The sequence below is a fragment of the Pseudomonas sp. GW821-FHT09D08 genome (assembly GCF_059416305.1).
In genome coordinates, this window is sequence record NZ_JBWKOX010000014.1 from 123,715 (window position 1) to 140,312 (window position 16,598).

A 16,598-nucleotide genomic window follows, 5' to 3' on the forward strand; every position below is an offset into this window, starting at 1 on the left:
CGCGATGATAGCTCAGCGCGACGCCGGGGTCCGGATTTCACCGCAGGCCAATCGTGAAGCACTGTTGCCGACCGGATCTTCGGCGTTGAGATCGGCGCCCTTGGCCTTGAGTTCGTCGAGCAACTCGAGGCGCTTGAACAGGCCGGCGTACATGGCGGCCGTTTGACCGGCACCGTTACGTTGGTCGGGGTTGCAGTCGCTGGCCAGCAGGCGCTGGGCAATGTTCAACTCACCCTTGAAGATCGCCCCCATCAACGCGGTGTTGCCGCGTTTGTCCTGCACACAGGCGTCGACACCGGCGGCGAGCAAACGCTCCACATAAGCGCTTTCGCCGTGGTAGGCGGCGAGGATCAGCGCGGTGTAGCCCTTGTCGTCCTGGGTGTTGAGGGGGAAGCCGGCGTCGATGAAGGTGTTGAGCATGTCGAGGTCGCCACGGCGGGCGGCGTCGAAGTAATAGTCCTGGAGCTGCGCCTTGAGCGCGACCGGGTCGGGCGACTCGGCATGGGCGACAAAGGCCAGCATGGTCATCAGTAAACCGATAGAAATACGCATGGGTGCTCTCCTGCCAGAGGTCGACGCCCGGGAGGGGCGTCGACCGAAACCAACGTCAGTCAGTGAGTTTTTCGGCCAGCGCCTTCACGCGCGCCAGGTCACCCTTGGCGACCTTGGCCACGCCGGTGCCGTATTCCGGATCGGCCTTGTAGAGGAACGACAGGATGATGTGCTTGCTCTCGTCATCGGTAGTGGCCAGGGAGCCGCCGAAATTGTCGATCAAGTCCTGGCGTTCTTTCGGGCTGTAGGAGCGATACAGATCGCCGGCCTGCTTGAAGTTCTGCTCACGCTGGATCTTCGCCTGCTGGGTGCTGCCCGACAGCGCCGTCTGGCTGTAGCGCGCGGCTTGCGGCTCTTCACGGTTTTCCAGGCGGCTTGGCTGGTAGTTCACGCCACTGGTGGTCTTGCCAAAGTTCAGCGCGCCGTCCTGGTTACCGTTGTTGACGGTGACCCGTGGGGCGTTGATCGGCAGCTGCAGGGCATTGGCGCCCAGGCGATACATCTGCGTGTCGGCATACGAGAACACCCGGCCTTGCAGCAGGCGGTCTTCCGACGGCTCGATGCCCGGTACCAGGTTGGCCGGAGCCATGGCCACTTGTTCGGTTTCCTGGAAGACATTCGCCGGGTTGCGGTTCAGTACCATCTGCCCGACTTTGCGTTCGGGCACATTCGGCCAGATCTTGGTGGCGTCCAGCGGGTCGAAATCAAACTTGGCCAAGTCTTCCGGCTTGAGTACCTGCACGTACAGGTCCCACTTGGGGAAGTCGCCCTTGTTGATATGGGTGACCAAGTCATTGGTCATATGGCTGTAGTCACGCCCCTGCACTTCGGTAACTTGCTTGGGATCGAGATTCTTGATGCCTTGCAGACTCTTCCAGTGGAACTTGACGTAATGCACTTCACCCTTGGCGTTGATCAACTTGTAGGCATGTACGCCATTGCCGTCCATTTCCCGATAACTGGCCGGAGTACCGGAGTCGGAATACAACTCGGTAAGTGTGCGAGTGGCCTCGGGAACATGGGAGAAGAAGTCGAAGCGACGGGAGTCATCATCCAGGTTGGTGCGCGGGTCCGGCTTGAAGGCGTGGACCATGTCGGGGAACTTGATGGCATCGCGGATAAAGAACGTCGGGAAGTTGTTACCCACCAGGTCCCAGTTGCCATCGGCGGTATAGAACTTGGTGGCGAAGCCGCGCGGGTCACGCAGGGTTTCAGGGGAATGATTGCCGTGCACCACGGCCGAGAAGCGCACGAACACCGGGGTCGTTTCGCCAGCAGCGAAGACCTTGGCCTTGGTCAGGTCACTGAGGTTATCGGTGACGGTGAAGGTGCCATGGGCGCCGGTGCCGCGGGCATGCACCACGCGCTCGGGGATGCGTTCACGGTCGAAGCGCTGCAGTTTCTGGATCAGTTGCACGTCCTGCAGCAGCACCGGGCCGTTGGCGCCGGCGGTTTGCGAGTTCTGGTTGTCGCCGACGGCGGCACCGTTGTCACGGGTCAGGTTGGCGGCTTGTACAGAGAGGGAAAGCAGGCTGGCGGTCGCCAGTACCAGCACATGACGCGCCAATACCGGGCCGCGATTCATTGGATTCTTCATCAAGGTTTCCTCTGGTTTTTTTAGTGCACATTCAGTTGTGCTTGCCAGAGGCTAGTGACCCGCGAGTCAGAAGATAAATAGAAAAACACCACCAGGGCGATTAAGAAAATAATGTGGTAAGCCGCTGAAATGGCGCGTATTTCGCGCGCGACTGGTGGCACTTTGCAAACTATTTGCGATTTAATGTGTCGATAAAAACTGACAGTGTTAGCAGCTGTATCAGGCAAGCCGGTTACGACTGACTTACACTGAGCGGCACCCTTCTCATCTGTAACAAGGAATAACCTATGGGCGTGATCAGTGAGTTCAAGGCCTTCGCGGTCAAAGGTAATGTGGTCGACATGGCCGTCGGTATCATCATCGGCGCCGCCTTCGGCAAAATTGTTTCCTCGTTTGTAGGCGATGTGGTGATGCCGCCCATTGGTCTGTTGATCGGTGGCGTGGACTTTGGTGACCTGGCGATTACGCTAAAGGCGGCACAGGGCGATGTGCCTGCCGTGGTGCTGGCGTACGGCAAGTTCATCCAGAGCGTGATCGACTTTGTGATCGTCGCGTTCGCGATCTTCATGGGCGTCAAGGCCATCAACCGCCTCAAGCGCGAAGAAGCCGTGGCGCCGAGCCTGCCACCGACACCGAGCAAGGAAGAAGTGCTGCTGGGCGAGATTCGCGACCTGCTCAAGGCACAGAACGACAAGCCGCTTTAACCCATACCGGCTTGGAAAAAAGGCGCCTCCTTGAGGCGCCTTTTCATTACCAGTAGTTTTCCACTGCCACCTGCCCTGGCCGGCGGCTAAGGCTCAGTTGCATGTCGCGCTGCTTGAGCAACTGGCGAGTGTCATCCACCATCTGCGGGTTGCCGCAAATCAGCACGCGGGAGTGTTCCGGGGTCAGCTCGACGCCGGCAGCACGCTCCAATTCTCCGTTTTCGATCGAGGTGGTAATACGCCCGCTCAATGCACCCGGATAATCCTCTCGGGTCACGATGGGGATGTAGGTCAGTTTGTGCGCATATTCTGCCAGGTACTCCCGCTCGCCCAACCCCTCGATCAGCGACTGGTACGCCAGTTCCCGGGCTTCCCGCGCGCTGTACACCAGGATGATGCGCTCGAATTTCTCCCAGACTTCGAAGTCCTGCAGGATCGACAAAAACGGTGCCACCCCGGTGCCGGTGCCTAACATCCACAAGTCCCGGCCATCGACGAAGCGGTTCAGGGTCAGGAACCCGGTAGCCTGGCGCTCCACCATCAAGGTATCGCCCACCCGCAATCGGCTGAGCTCACTGGTGAATTCACCGCCAGGGACAACAATCGAGAAAAAGTCCAAGTGTTCATCAAACGGCGAGGACACCACGGAATACGCGCGCCACACCGTGCTGCCATCCGCCTTGGTAACGCCCAAGCGCACGAACTGACCGGCGGTAAACCGGAACCCGGGGTCACGGGTGGTTCGCAGGGTAAACAGGCTGGGGGTCAGGGATTGCACATCGAGCAAGGTCTGGCGGGTAAATTTCTCAGCACTGGCCGTCATGGGGGACTCCGTTCTACAGGTGCCCTAGTGTCCCTCAAACTCGAGCCCGGAAACACCTCTGGTTGGTAGTGGCATTATATAGGCACAACATAATGGCAACCTAATATCAACTCTGATCAATTTGCTATTAGCTCCTTTATCCGCGCTACAAGCACGCTCTAAGTTGATCCGCTACAGGTGCTTTAACTGACTAAAAAATCGAAAAAAACAACTAAGCCCCTTAGCTAAGCCCGCCGCGACCTTAGAGAAAATTTCTTAAACGCTGCCCTGCAAGAGCGAAAATTTCATCTCGTCATGTAGCTCATGTCCTACACTAATTTCCGTGCAGTGGGAGTTCAGGACGTATCCCATGTCATGCGGAAACCCATGGAGAGTTACCAATGGTCAACTGGCGCAATACCCGACTTCCCAAACTGGAAGGCGAGAGCGAGGTTACGACTCTTTTCGAGATGGCTGTCAACCACACCTACGCACTTGGCTTCCAATACTGTTCTTTTACGATGAGTTCTCAACTACCTAACAACCAAACGAAGCCTATTCGCCTCAACAACTATCCCGATGAGTGGAACAAACTGTATAACCAGGCCCACTTCTTTGAAGCTGATCCCGTGGTGGAACATTGCAAACGTTGTGTACTGCCCCTTGTATGGGAGGAAAAAACCTTTAAAGACTCACCCAACCTGTGGTCTTTAGCCCGATCCTTTGGTGTGCATTTGGGATGGACCCAAGCCGTGCATGATTTCCAGGGTGTGTTCAGCATGCTGACCCTTGGTCGCAGTGCGGGTGAAGTGACCCCGCAGGAGCTTTATGAAAAAGCCGGCCAAGTGCTGTGGCTGTGCCATGCGATGCATGCGGTAGTCACGAAGACTTACGCACACAAGCCCAGCATTAACCCTGCAAACAAATTAACCCCGCGCGAAACCGAAATCCTCAAGTGGTCAGCCATGGGCAAGACCGCTGCGGACATCGCCGTCATCCTGTGCCTGTCCGAACGCACCGTGGGCTTTCATATCTGCAGTTGCTTCAAAAAACTGGGGGTCAATAACAAGATCGCCGCCGTGCTCTGCGCTTCGAAAGCGGGGTTGTTTTAATCAGCGTTGAAACACCGCATGTAATCCCTCTGGAAAAAAAGTAACATTTACGACCCATTCTGAGTGCTGGGCTGTTCCCACGGGGTGCCGCCCGCTGTTCACTCAGACGGTTCCGCAGCCGACTGCCGAACACCCATCGATGACCCAGAGCCTCCCTCGCCATGCCCCTGCTCGACAGCCCCTTCGCCCAGCTCGATCTGATCCGCCAGCCAGAGCAACATAACGATCCGCTGCAAGCCTTCGACGCCGCCGACGAGTACCTGCTCAGCTACCTGGCTGAACAGCAACCGAGCGCTGCGACCCGCGTGCTGGTGCTCAATGACAGCTTCGGCGCCCTGGCTGCGAGCCTGGAAGGCCGGGTGCAGGTGACCTCCAGCGGCGACTCGTTCCTGGCCGCCCTGGGCCTGGATAAAAACCTGGTGCGCAATGGCAAGGCCTTTGACGCCGTGCCGTTCATCCCCGCCAGCGAGGTGCCCAGCGGGCCGTTCGACCGGGTGCTGATCCGCGTCCCCAAGACCCTGGCATTGCTGGAAGAACAACTGATCCGCCTGCAAGGCCAACTCGCGCAGGGCGCCGAAGTGATTGCCGCAGCCATGGTCAAGCACCTGCCCCGGGCGGCCGGTGAGTTGCTGGAGCGCTATATCGGGCCGATGCATGCCTCCCTGGCGGTGAAGAAGGCGCGGTTGCTGATTGCGACACTGGCCGACCGCCCCGCGGCGGTCTCGCCCTACCCGACGCGCTACACCCTCGACGCGCCGGCCATCGAACTGCTCAACCATGCCAACGTGTTCTGCCGTGAAGGCCTGGACATCGGCACCCGCGCCTTCCTGCCGCACCTGCCCAATAACCTGGGCAGTGCCCGCGTGGCGGACCTGGGTTGCGGCAACGGCGTATTGGCGATTGCCAGCGCACTGCAAAACCCCGAAGCCCGGTACACCTTGGTGGACGAGTCCTACATGGCCGTGCAATCGGCCCTTGAGAACTGGCAAGCCGCCCTCGGTGAGCGGGAGGTGACAGTACGCGCCGGGGACGGCCTCGCAGGCCAGGAGCCGGATTCCCTCGACGTGGTGCTGTGCAATCCGCCGTTCCACCAGCAGCAGGTGGTCGGCGACTTCCTGGCCTGGCGTATGTTCCAGCAGGCGCGGGAGGCGCTGGTGGTCGGCGGCGCCCTGTATATCGTCGGCAACCGTCACCTGGGTTATCACAGTAAGTTGGCGCGCTTGTTCCGTGGCGTAGAGCAGGTCGCCGCCACGCCCAAGTTCGTGATTCTCAAAGCGCGCAAATAAAAAAAGCCTGCCCTTCCAAAAGAAGAGCAGGGCTGAAAACCGGGCGCGAAGCCCGGATCGGGATGTCAGTGGGTGGTCAGGCCGGCCGCATTCATGAACATGCGCATCAGGCTGGCCACTACGAACAGGGCCAGCACACTGCCGGTCCAGATCATCGCCAGCCAGCCGAGGCGCCGCCACAGCGGCTGTTTCTCGGCCTGTTCGATCTCGTGCAACGTAGGTTTGCCGGACATGCAACGCCCCTCCTAGTGATAGCCGTCTTCGTGGGTGACCTTGCCGCGGAACACGTAGTAGCTCCAGAAGGTGTAGCCCAGGATGAACGGTATGATGAACAAGGTGCCCACCAGCATGAAGCCCTGGCTCTGCGGCGGCGCAGCGGCATCCCAGATCGACACCGAGGGCGGGATGATATTCGGCCACAGGCTGATCCCCAGGCCGCTGTAGCCGAGGAAGATCAACACCAGCGTCAGCAGGAACGGCGTGTAGTGGGCATTACGCGCCACGGCGCGGATCAAGCCGTACATGGTCACCAGCACCAGGATCGGCACCGGCAGGAACCAGAACAGGTTCGGCAGGGTGAACCAGCGCGAGGCGATTTCCGGGTGCGACAGCGGCGTCCAGAGACTCACGATGCCGATCACGGCCAGCACCACGAAGGCCAATGGCCGCGCCAGGTTGTGCATCTTCTCCTGCAACGGGCCTTCGGTTTTCATGATCAGCCAGGTGCAACCCAGCAAGGCATAGGCCACGATCAGCGCCACGCCGCAGAACATCGTGAACGGCGTGAGCCAGTCCAGCGAGCCGCCGGCAAACTGGCGATTGACCACCGGGATCCCGTCGATAAACGCCCCCAGCGCCACGCCCTGGAAGAACGTGGCCGCCAGCGAGCCGCCGATAAACGCCTTGTCCCACAGGTGACGCTTGTGGTCCTTGGCCTTGAAGCGGAACTCGAAGGCCACGCCACGAAAGATCAGCCCTACCAGCATCAGGATCAGCGGCAGGTACAGCGCCGACAACACCACCGAATAGGCCAGCGGGAACGCGCCGAACAACGCCGCGCCGCCCAGCACCAGCCAGGTTTCGTTACCGTCCCAGACCGGGGCCACGGTGTTCATCATCACGTCACGGTCGGTCTTGCCCGGGATAAACGGGAAGAGGATGCCGATGCCGAGGTCGAAGCCGTCCATGACCACGTACATCATGATGCCGAAGATGATGATCACGGCCCAGATCAGCGGAAGATCAATACCCATCTCAATTCCCCTTGTGCTGGATGTGGGCGTGGTCGTCATCGCTGCCATCATCGGCGGCGGACAACGGACGGGCCGGTGTGCGTTTCTGGCCAGGACCACCGTGGGTCGGTTCCGTGCCTTCGTGGGTCACCGGGCCTTTGCGCACCAGGCGCATCATGTAGCCCAGGCCGGCGCCGAACAGCGCGAAGTACACCACCACGAACAACACCAGGGTGATCGTCATCTGCGCCAGGCTATGCCCGGAAGAAGCATCCGCCGTGCGCATCAACCCGTAGACCACCCACGGCTGACGGCCGATTTCGGTGGTGAACCAACCGGCGAGAATCGCGATCAGGCCAGACGGCCCCATCCACAGCGCCAGGTACAGGAACGGCCTGGACGTGTACATTTTGTCGCCCCGGCGCAGCCAGAGGCTGAACAGGCCGGTGAAGATCATCAGGAACCCCAGGCCGACCATGATCCGGAACGACCAGAATACGATGGTCGAATTCGGCCGGTCTTCCGGCGGGAATTCCTTGAGCGCCGGCACCTGTTTGTCCAGGGAGTGGGTCAGGATCAGGCTGCCCAGGTACGGAATCTCCACGGCGTATTTGGTTTTTTCGGCCTTCATGTCCGGCCAGCCAAACAGGATCAGCGGGGTTGGCTCATTGCCTTTGTTTTCCCAGTGGCCTTCAATCGCGGCAATTTTCGCCGGCTGGTGCTCGAGGGTGTTGAGGCCATGGAAGTCGCCGATCACCGCCTGGATAGGCGCCACGATCAGGGCCATCCACATCGCCATCGACAACATCTTGCGGATGGCCGGGTTGTCTTTGCCGCGCAGCAAGTGCCAGGCCGCCGAGGAGCCGACGAAGAACGCGGTGGCCACGAACGCCGCCGTCGCCATGTGCATCAGGCGGTAAGGGAACGACGGGTTGAAGATCACCGCCAGCCAATCGGTAGGAATCACGCGGCCGTCGATGATTTCAAAGCCTTGCGGCGTCTGCATCCAGCTGTTGGACGCCAGGATCCAGAAGGTCGAGATCAACGTACCGACGGCCACCATCACGGTGGAGAAAAAGTGCAGCTTGCGCCCCACCTTGTTCCAGCCGAACAGCATCACGCCGAGGAAACCGGCTTCCAGGAAGAAGGCCGTAAGCACTTCGTACGTCAGAAGCGGCCCGGTCACGGCGCCGGCGAAGTCCGAGAAGCGGCTCCAGTTGGTGCCGAACTGGTAGGCCATGACCAGACCGGAGACCACGCCCATGCCGAAGTTGACGGCAAAGATCTTCGACCAGAAATGGTAGAGGTCACGGTAGGTATCGTTATGGGTCTTGAGCCACAAGCCTTCCAGCACCGCGAGGTAACTGGCCAGGCCGATGGTGATCGCCGGGAACAGGATGTGGAATGAGATGGTGAACGCGAACTGAATTCGGGCGAGATCTAGCGCCTCCAAACCGAACATAAGTCTTCCTCTGTCAGGTAATACCGGCTGCTGGCGGGAGCCTGCACCCACTGCCCCCACGGATATGGAGTCTGGCGAATTTCAATTCGTTTCTTTTTTTAACCAGCCACGCAGGGAATCGGGCCTTGCGGCCACCAGAACAAATTCTGAAATGACTTTGATCTGGGTCAATCACAGTGAAAAGAGTAGTCCCATTTTCACGGCTGGCCTGTGTGGTCTTTTGCCGCGTGACAGCTTGCCTCAGCCTTCTTCTCGCAACTAATTGTTACAGCTTGATGCTAATCTGCCTCTTCCCTCCGGCCTTGACCTGAACTCCCGATGCCCAGTGAACCCACGTTGCTGTTACGTCACCACCGCCCTTTCATCGCGTTCTGGCTGGCACGGATCTTCACCGCCAGCGGCTTCCAGATGCTTACCGTGGCCATTGGCTGGAACCTCTACCAACTCACCGGCAACGTGCTCGACCTGGGGCTGGTCGGTCTGGTGGAATTCGTGCCGCGCGTGCTGTTCATGCTGCACACCGGGCATGTGGCCGACCGCTATGAGCGACGCAAAGTCGCGGCCATCTGCCAGACCGTGCAGGCGCTGATTGCCCTTTCCCTGGCCATCGGCGGTCTCACCGGCAACGTGACCCGCGAGATGATCTTTATCCTCGCCTTCCTGCTCGGCGCCGCGCGCTCGTTTGAAATGCCCACCACCCAGGCCCTGTTGCCGAGCATCGTGCCCAGTGCGCTGTTCCCGCGTGCGGTGGCCTCGTCGCAGTCGGCCCAGCAACTGGCAACCATCGTCGCCCCGGCCCTCGGAGGTTTGCTATACGCCTTCGGCAGCGTCTGGGTGTATGGGCCCACGGTGGCGCTGTACCTGATTGCCTGTGTGCTGACCCTCAATCTGCCCGCCCGCCAGACCCCGCTCAACAAAGGCAAGGCCACCCTCGATTCACTGCTGGCCGGCATCCGTTTTATCCGCAGCCGCCCGGACATCCTCGGGGCGATATCCCTCGACCTGTTCGCCGTGCTACTGGGCGGCGCCACCGCGTTGCTGCCGGTATTCGCCAAGGACATCCTGCTGACCGGCGCTTGGGGCCTGGGCCTGTTGCGCTCGGCGCCGGCGGTGGGCGCGCTGTTGATGTCGTTGTGGCTGGCGCGCTTTTCGGTAGATCGGCAGGTGGGCCGAGTGATGTTCACCGCCGTCGGCGTATTCGGCGTGGCGACCATCGCCTTCGGCCTGTCCACCTCGTTCTGGTTTTCCCTGGCGGTGCTGGTGGTGCTGGGCGCGGCGGACATGATCAGCATGGTGATCCGTGCGTCTTTCGTGCAGTTGGAGACGCCGGATGAAATGCGCGGGCGGGTGAGTGCGGTCAATGGTCTGTTTATCGGTGCGTCCAACCAACTGGGCGAGTTCGAATCGGGGATTACCGCCCATTGGTTCGGCACCGTGCCCGCCGTGGTCATGGGCGGGATCGGTACGCTGGTGGTGACCGGAGTGTGGATCAAACTGTTCCCGACCCTGGCAAATCGGGATCGTATGCATGTGCCGGTGGAGGAGAAAAGCACTTAGGCACGGATGCAGGCCGAAGATGGAACGCATTCTTAAGCTGGGGTTACGTAAGGGTTACAACATTACTGGAATAATCCGGTGCTAACCAAGTACCTTTCGACAGGCCCTCAGTTGATGAACAACGTGAATAATGCCAGCGTCCCCATCGGGATGATGCCCCCCCACCTATTCCCGACTGCCTCCTGGAACACCCCCAACGACAACTACATCCTGATGAACGCCAAGGATCGGTTCACGACAAGCGTCGCAAAGGATCTGAACAGCGGATACATGAGTCCAGAGGTCAGCCAAATAGCCGATGCAGTGATGTGGCCGGGTAAAAAAAACAGCCCTCAAGTGCAAGTCAAGACCTTTGCCGTGGATGGCATCCAAGCCAGGGACATCATATTTATTCAGCGTGTTCCGGCTGTGCCTGACGAGCCGAATATCGTGCTATTTGTTCCAGAAAAGGAAGGTCGTTCACTTCACTCATTCACGACCACCGAAGAAATGAACGCATGGGTGAAAACCCAGGCCAACGAGCCCAAGCGACTGGAGTCCCTCAGCCAGCATTTTGCGGGCGGTGAGTCATCCGAAAAAAAAACACGGGTTATCGATACACTGATTCGGTTCAGAAACAATGATATCAACGCCATCGTCGGCCCCTATGCCAATGAAGGCGACAATATCTTCGGGCGTCTGGATAAAGGCCCCACTGCGCCGCCCACTGCGGTCAATGGCTTGACGAATATTAAAGAGGAAAGCTCTTCACCGAGCGGACGACTGCTTTATTCCGGGCAGCGACCCGACGGAGAAACAGTCTTGTTTACCTATGACGCCTACGGAAACCTTCTGGGCCAAGACAAACAGCACAACTTCTATTTTGTGAAAGATGGCTTGAACAGTCACAAGCCACTGGTGCCAATCACACTCGGCGAGTTCAAGTACAAAGTCCAGAACGAAGCGGCTGAAAATGTCGGAGCAAACGATCTCCGGGGATTCTACGAGGAGTTTCTCAAACACCTTGAGCACCCCTCTGCAGGTATCGCGGATGCCTTGCAAGTATTCGGTGTGAATAAAACCACCGCAGACACCGTAGAGCGCTACCTGGACAACCCATTCAGTGCTCTGTTGGTTGACTTGAATACAAACAATCAGCTTGGCAAGGTATTCGGTCTCGACAAGTCGACGCTGGACGCAGAGCTCAAAAACGTCGGTGATTTCGCACAGGGATTCATCCCTGCCTATGGCCAAGCCAGAATGCTGTCTTCGCTGCTGGCCAAAGCGCTTCGAAATGAGGCGCTGTCTGTTCAGGAGACAAGGGACCTGGCAGATGGGCTTGCGTTGAAACCGAACAGCCCCGCGAGGAAAAACCTGCCCGAGCCTAAACCGTCACTCAAGTCGAACAGCCCCACGTCAGCAACGCCTGCGACCCAGCCAATAAAAGAACCCGTCAGCGCCGTACCCGGTCCGGGGCCCACTGCCGACGAAGTCAATCGTCTGCGCCCGTCACAGTGGCTCGATATCAGCAACCACGCCGTCGTGGAGGGAGAACAACTGATCTCGGGGGCTCATGCCAACGCCAAAGGCATGTATCAAGTAAAAGGAAGTGATGGTGCAGACAGGTGGTTTATCCGTTTGACCGATGCTGAAGACATCAGCCGTATCTATGAGATCGACGGTAGGTTCAAACTCAGTGACGGGTATGCCCGCATTATTGATCCCGAGACGAGAAAGCCTGTGATGACGGTGCACTCCACCCAGGACGGCGCCTGGGAGCCGATCAACGGACCGGGAGGAATAAGGTGGCCATGGCGGTCAAGAGGTTCGGCGGAGCAAAGTTTTGACCCCGCCGCGTACGACTACCCTGCACAGGGAGAAGCATCAACGTCGAGGACAAACGAGAAAATCGACAAGCGAATGAAGCAGGACGCTGACACCTTCCATAAAAAGGCCAAGACCAAGGAGCGCCCCGCTCACTCGGATATCCCGGGCAATGCGTCAATGTCAGAGGTCATCAATACCGTCTACCAGAAATCCCTCGGCATGATTATTGGCGAAGACCATTCCCAATCTGCCGGTCTGCGACTGCTGATCGATAATGCAGCCGAGTTTGAGAGAAACAATGTCTCCACACTGTACTCGGAAGGGTTCGAGCATTCGTTGCAGCCCGATCTGGACAGGTTTTTCGAAACCGGTGAATTTTCACCCGCGCTAAGATCGAATTTGCGATTGATTGACCGCGCCCACAGTACACACGGGGCATACACCAATCGAGAGCTTCTGTTGACCATGCGAGCGCATGGTGTTCGAGTCAAAGCGATTGATGTGCCTTCAGTAGAACCGAAGTCCACACGTCTCAAAAACATGAACTACTACGCAACCAAACTGATCGAGCACGACCAAGCCGCGAACCCGCAGTCCAAATGGGTTGCAAGAGTCGGCAGCGACCATGTGTTCACCTATGACGGCGAACCTGCGATTCGAGGCATATCTCAGTTGACAGGCGCCACCGGGGTTAGTGTCGACGATGCAATCCCCGGCAAGGGCCCCTCGCTTATTCAATCCCGAGACAAGACAGAACTCTACATTGACCTGTAAACCGTTGGATAAGGTGCTCTAGAGCACCTTATCCAGGGTGATCGGAAACTCTCGCACCCGCTTTCCGGTGGCATGGTAGACCGCATTCGCCACCGCCGCCGCCACCCCGACAATGCCGATCTCTCCCACGCCCTTGGAGCCAAGGGCGTTGACGATCTCGTCATGTTCCTCGACAAACACCACGTCAATCTCGCCGATATCGGCATTTACCGGGATGTGGTACTCGGCCAGGCTGTGGTTCATGTAGCGGCCCAACTGATGGTCGATCTGGGTCTCTTCATGCAGGGCCATGCCGATGCCCCACACCACCCCGCCGAGGATCTGGCTGCGGGCCATCTTCGGGTTGACCACCCGCCCGGCCGCAATGGCGCTGACCACGCGGCAGACCTTGATCGTGCCCAAGTCTTCATCCACCCGCACTTCGACGAACACCGCCGAATGGGTGGCGGTGGCGTAACCCTCGCGCTTTTTGTCCGGCTCGCTGTCGACCTGGACTTCCACGCTCTCTTCACCGCTGTCCTTGACCAGCTGTGCCAACGACACGCTCACGTCGCCGGCGTGCAGTTGGCCGTCTTCAAAACGCACGGACTCGGCATCCTTGAACACCGGGTAAGTCTGCCGGGCGATGGTCAGCAGCCTCGCGCTCAACGCTTCGCAGGCTTGCTGCACGGCGGTGCCGACGGACGACACGGTGAACGAGCCGCCTTGCAGCGGCGCGGTGGGCAATGAAGAGTCGCCGAGCAGGAACACCACGTCCTCAACCGCCACGCCACTGGCCTGCGCCGCGATCTGGGTCATCACCGTGTAGGTGCCGGTGCCGATGTCCGTGGTCGCACTGCTGACGGTCAGCTTGCCCTCGGCGTCGATGCGCGCCTTGGCGCTGGCCTTCATCTGCATGGCCTCCCACACGCCACCGGCCATGCCCCAGCCAATCAACTGGCAGCCGTCGCGCATGCTGCGCGGTTCCGGGTTGCGCTGGCTCCAGCCGAAGCGCTCGGCACCTTCGCTGTAACACTCGCGCAGGGCCTTGCTCGACCAGGGTTTGTCTTCGTTCTGGTTGCGCTCGGCGTAGTTGACCAGCCGCAATTGCACCGGGTCCATCCCTAACGCACAGGCCAACTCGTCCATGGCGCATTCCAGGCCGATCAAGCCCAAGGCGGCGCCGGGCGCGCGCATGTCCAGGGGCGTGAATACATCCAGCGGCACCAGTTTGTAGGTCAGTTGCACGTTGTCGCAGTGATAGAGCATGCCGCTCCACTCCACCACGTGCTCGCTGAAGTCTTCGAAGCGCGAGGTCTGGCCAATCGCCGTATGCCCCAATGCCAGCAGGCGACCATTGGCGGCGGCGCCCATCTGCACACGCTGCAAGGTGCGCGGGCGGTAGCCGAAGGTGAACATCTGCTGGCGGGTCAGGGTGACGCGCACCGAGCGCTTGAGCGCCAGGGACGCCATCACCGCCAGCGACAATTGATACTGCGGGCGCAAGCCCGAGCCGAACGCACCGCCGACGAACGCGGCGAAGATCCGAACCTGGCTTTTATCCAGGCCGAACACCTCTTGCACATAGGCCTGGCAGTTCTGCGGCCCCTGGGTCTTGTCATGGATATGCAGGGTGCCGTCCGGCTGATACAGCACGGTGCTGGCGTGGGGTTCCATGGGGTTGTGGTGTTCGATGGGGGTGCTGTAGTGCAGGTCGAGGCTGACGGCGGCAGCGGCCCACTCGGCCTGGAAATTGCCACGCGGCTTGGGCGGCGCCTGCGGTGAAGCATGGGCCTGTTCCTGCTGGGCGAGCAGGTCGGTCTCGAAGTCTTCCCGTGCGTAGTCGATCACTACCAACGAGCCGGCATGCCGCGCCAGCTCCAGGTTGTCGGCGATCACCAGGGCCAGGGGTTGGCCGCTGTACAGCACCCGGTCGTTATACAGCGGGCGAAACGGTGAGCCGTCCGCCGCATCGTCATCCTGGAAGGCCTCGTCGTAACGGGCGATTGTCGGCCGGTTGAGGTGATGGATAACCGCCACCACACCCGGCAGGGCCAGTGCCCTGGACGCGTCGATCGCCAGCACACGGCCCTTGGCGATGGTGCTGGACACCACACTGCCGTGGAGCAGGCCGTCCTCGGGAAACTCACCGGCATAACGCGCCTGGCCGGTGACCTTGAGCAGACCGTCGACACGGTCCAGGGGTTTGCCAATAGCGGTCATGGGCGATCTCCTGCGACAGCAGCGTCGCTCAGGGCACGGATGATTGCGCGGCGCGCCAGCTTGATCTTGAAGCCGTTGTGTTCCAGCGGCTCGGCGTCTTGCAGCACGGCGTCGGCGGCATTGCTGAAGGTTTCGCGGCTGACCGCCCGGCCGATCAGCGAGGCTTCCACCGCACGGTCGCGCCAGGGCTTATGGGCCACGCCGCCGAGGGCCAGGCGCGCGTCGACGATTCGATCGCCGTCCAACTCGAGAGCGGCGGCCACCGACACCAAGGCAAACGCATAAGACGCGCGGTCGCGGATTTTCAGGTAATGGCTGTGACGGGCCAGGTGGTCAGCGGGCAATTCGATGGCGGTGATCAGCTCATCGTCGGCCAGTTGGTTGTCGCGTTGCGGCGCATCACCGGGCAGGCGGTGGAAGTCGGCAAACTCGATAATCCGCGCGCCGCCTCGGCCTTCGACATGCACCCGCGCCTCCAGCGCCGCCAGGGCCACGCACATGTCCGACGGGTGAGTGGCCACGCACTGTTCGCTGGCACCGAGGATCGCATGGATACGGTTCAAGCCAGTGCGCGCCGGGCAGCCGCTGCCGGGCTCACGCTTATTGCAGGGCACGCTGGCGTCATAGAAGTAGTAGCACCGGGTACGTTGCAACAGGTTGCCGCCGGTGCTGGCCATATTGCGCAGTTGCGGCGAAGCACCGGCAAGGATCGCCTGGGACAGCAACGGGTAACGCTGTTCGATCAGCGGGTGCCAGGCCAGGTCGGCATTGCTCACCAGCGCGCCGATGCGCAGGCCGCCCTCGGCGGTTTGTTCAATCTCATTGAGCGGCAGGCCGGTGATATCGATCAGGTGCTCGGGGCGGCTGATGTTTTCTTTCATCAAGTCCAGCAGGTTGGTGCCCCCGGCAATAAAGCGCGACGCGGCGCTGCTCAGGTGCACGGCTGCGTGGACATCCGCCGGTTTGCTGTACTGGAAGGGATTCATCGCTCACCTCCCTGGGCCCGGCACGCCGGCAAAGCCTCTTCGATGGCATCGCGAATATTGCTGTAGGCGCCGCAGCGGCACAGGTTGCCGCTCATCAGCTCCTGGATCTGTGCGCTGTCGTGGGCACGGCCTTCATTGACCAGGCCGACGGCGGAGCAAATCTGACCCGGCGTGCAGTAACCGCACTGGAAGGCATCGTGCTTGATAAAGGCTTGCTGCATCGGGTGCAGTTGGTCGCCGTCGGCCAGGCCTTCGATGGTGGTCAGCTCGGCGCCGTCGCACATCACCGCCAGGGTCAGGCAGGCGTTGATGCGTTTGCCGTCGCGCAATACTGTGCACGCACCGCATTGGCCGTGGTCGCAGCCTTTTTTGCTGCCGACCAGGTTCAATTGCTCGCGTAGCAGGTCCAGCAACGTGGTCCAGGGCAATACGTCGAGTTGGCGGTCCTGACCATTGAGGGTCAAGCGTATGGAGTGGGCGACGAACGGTTGGGCCGCCGCGCCATTGGGGATCGCGCTCATAAACA

The 16,598-nt window shown here is 60.1% G+C and carries 14 protein-coding genes; 5 read left to right on the forward strand and 9 right to left on the reverse strand.

Translation table 11 applies throughout. From position 1 onward, the window contains the following. Nucleotides 1-12: 12 nt before the first annotated feature. On the reverse strand, nt 13-552 hold the full coding sequence (locus AC07OP_RS21780) for an ankyrin repeat domain-containing protein (protein WP_495102423.1): 540 nt from the start codon (nt 550-552) through the stop codon (nt 13-15). Between the two features lie 55 nt (nt 553-607). Then, entirely contained in the window at nt 608-2,149 is a 1,542-nt protein-coding gene (katB, locus tag AC07OP_RS21785; protein ID WP_495102422.1) for a catalase KatB, read from the reverse strand. Nucleotides 2,150-2,436: 287 nt separating this feature from the next. On the opposite strand from katB, the gene mscL reads away from it, so the two are divergent. Beyond that, nucleotides 2,437-2,853: a large-conductance mechanosensitive channel protein MscL gene (gene mscL, locus AC07OP_RS21790; RefSeq protein WP_053137928.1), complete on the forward strand. Its 417-nt coding sequence runs from the start codon at nt 2,437-2,439 to the stop codon at nt 2,851-2,853. A 46-nt stretch (nt 2,854-2,899) separates the two neighbouring features. Here mscL and AC07OP_RS21795 read toward each other — a convergent pair whose 3' ends face one another. Then, nucleotides 2,900-3,676, reverse strand: coding sequence for a ferredoxin--NADP reductase (locus tag AC07OP_RS21795; RefSeq protein ID WP_495102421.1), 777 nt, complete (start codon nt 3,674-3,676; stop codon nt 2,900-2,902). Between the two features lie 380 nt (nt 3,677-4,056). Here AC07OP_RS21795 and AC07OP_RS21800 point away from each other — a divergent pair, with 380 nt between their 5' ends. Together AC07OP_RS21800 and AC07OP_RS21805 are read left to right on the forward strand one after the other, a co-directional pair. Beyond that, nucleotides 4,057-4,767 (forward strand): helix-turn-helix transcriptional regulator, encoded by a 711-nt coding sequence (locus tag AC07OP_RS21800; RefSeq protein WP_495102420.1) that lies wholly within the window; start codon nt 4,057-4,059, stop codon nt 4,765-4,767. 161 nt (nt 4,768-4,928) lie between these two features. Then, nucleotides 4,929-6,053: a methyltransferase gene (locus AC07OP_RS21805; protein ID WP_141156059.1), complete on the forward strand. Its 1,125-nt coding sequence runs from the start codon at nt 4,929-4,931 to the stop codon at nt 6,051-6,053. Nucleotides 6,054-6,118: 65 nt separating this feature from the next. Here the strand turns inward: AC07OP_RS21805 and AC07OP_RS21810 are convergent, their stop codons facing one another. The 3 genes from AC07OP_RS21810 to AC07OP_RS21820 are packed head-to-tail and all read right to left on the reverse strand — an operon-like array spanning nt 6,119 to nt 8,747. Continuing rightward, nucleotides 6,119-6,286, reverse strand: a complete 168-nt coding sequence (locus AC07OP_RS21810) for a DUF2474 domain-containing protein (protein ID WP_010562540.1) — start codon at nt 6,284-6,286, stop codon at nt 6,119-6,121. Nucleotides 6,287-6,298: 12 nt separating this feature from the next. Further along, on the reverse strand, nt 6,299-7,306 hold the full coding sequence (cydB, locus tag AC07OP_RS21815; protein ID WP_027605307.1) for a cytochrome d ubiquinol oxidase subunit II: 1,008 nt from the start codon (nt 7,304-7,306) through the stop codon (nt 6,299-6,301). Between the two features lies 1 nt (nt 7,307). Next, on the reverse strand, nt 7,308-8,747 hold the full coding sequence (locus AC07OP_RS21820) for a cytochrome ubiquinol oxidase subunit I (protein ID WP_495102419.1): 1,440 nt from the start codon (nt 8,745-8,747) through the stop codon (nt 7,308-7,310). Between the two features lie 318 nt (nt 8,748-9,065). Between AC07OP_RS21820 and AC07OP_RS21825 the strand changes: the two genes are divergently transcribed. Together AC07OP_RS21825 and AC07OP_RS21830 are read left to right on the forward strand one after the other, a co-directional pair. Next, nucleotides 9,066-10,304, forward strand: a complete 1,239-nt coding sequence (locus tag AC07OP_RS21825; RefSeq protein ID WP_065924168.1) for an MFS transporter — start codon at nt 9,066-9,068, stop codon at nt 10,302-10,304. A gap of 114 nt (nt 10,305-10,418) precedes the next feature. Then, the gene (locus AC07OP_RS21830; protein ID WP_495102418.1) at nt 10,419-12,884 is read left to right on the forward strand and encodes a membrane-targeted effector domain-containing toxin; all 2,466 of its coding nucleotides are present in this window, start codon (nt 10,419-10,421) and stop codon (nt 12,882-12,884) included. A gap of 18 nt (nt 12,885-12,902) precedes the next feature. Here AC07OP_RS21830 and AC07OP_RS21835 read toward each other — a convergent pair whose 3' ends face one another. From AC07OP_RS21835 to AC07OP_RS21845, 3 genes are read right to left on the reverse strand one after another with little or no spacing between them, the layout of a single operon-like run. Beyond that, entirely contained in the window at nt 12,903-15,086 is a 2,184-nt protein-coding gene (locus tag AC07OP_RS21835; protein ID WP_495102417.1) for a xanthine dehydrogenase family protein molybdopterin-binding subunit, read from the reverse strand. Then, nucleotides 15,083-16,072, reverse strand: a complete 990-nt coding sequence (locus AC07OP_RS21840; protein WP_495102416.1) for an FAD binding domain-containing protein — start codon at nt 16,070-16,072, stop codon at nt 15,083-15,085. Before AC07OP_RS21840 ends, AC07OP_RS21835 begins: the two co-directional genes overlap by 4 nt. Then, nucleotides 16,069-16,593 (reverse strand): (2Fe-2S)-binding protein, encoded by a 525-nt coding sequence (locus AC07OP_RS21845; RefSeq protein WP_495102415.1) that lies wholly within the window; start codon nt 16,591-16,593, stop codon nt 16,069-16,071. Before AC07OP_RS21845 ends, AC07OP_RS21840 begins: the two co-directional genes overlap by 4 nt. Nucleotides 16,594-16,598: the final 5 nt, after the last annotated feature.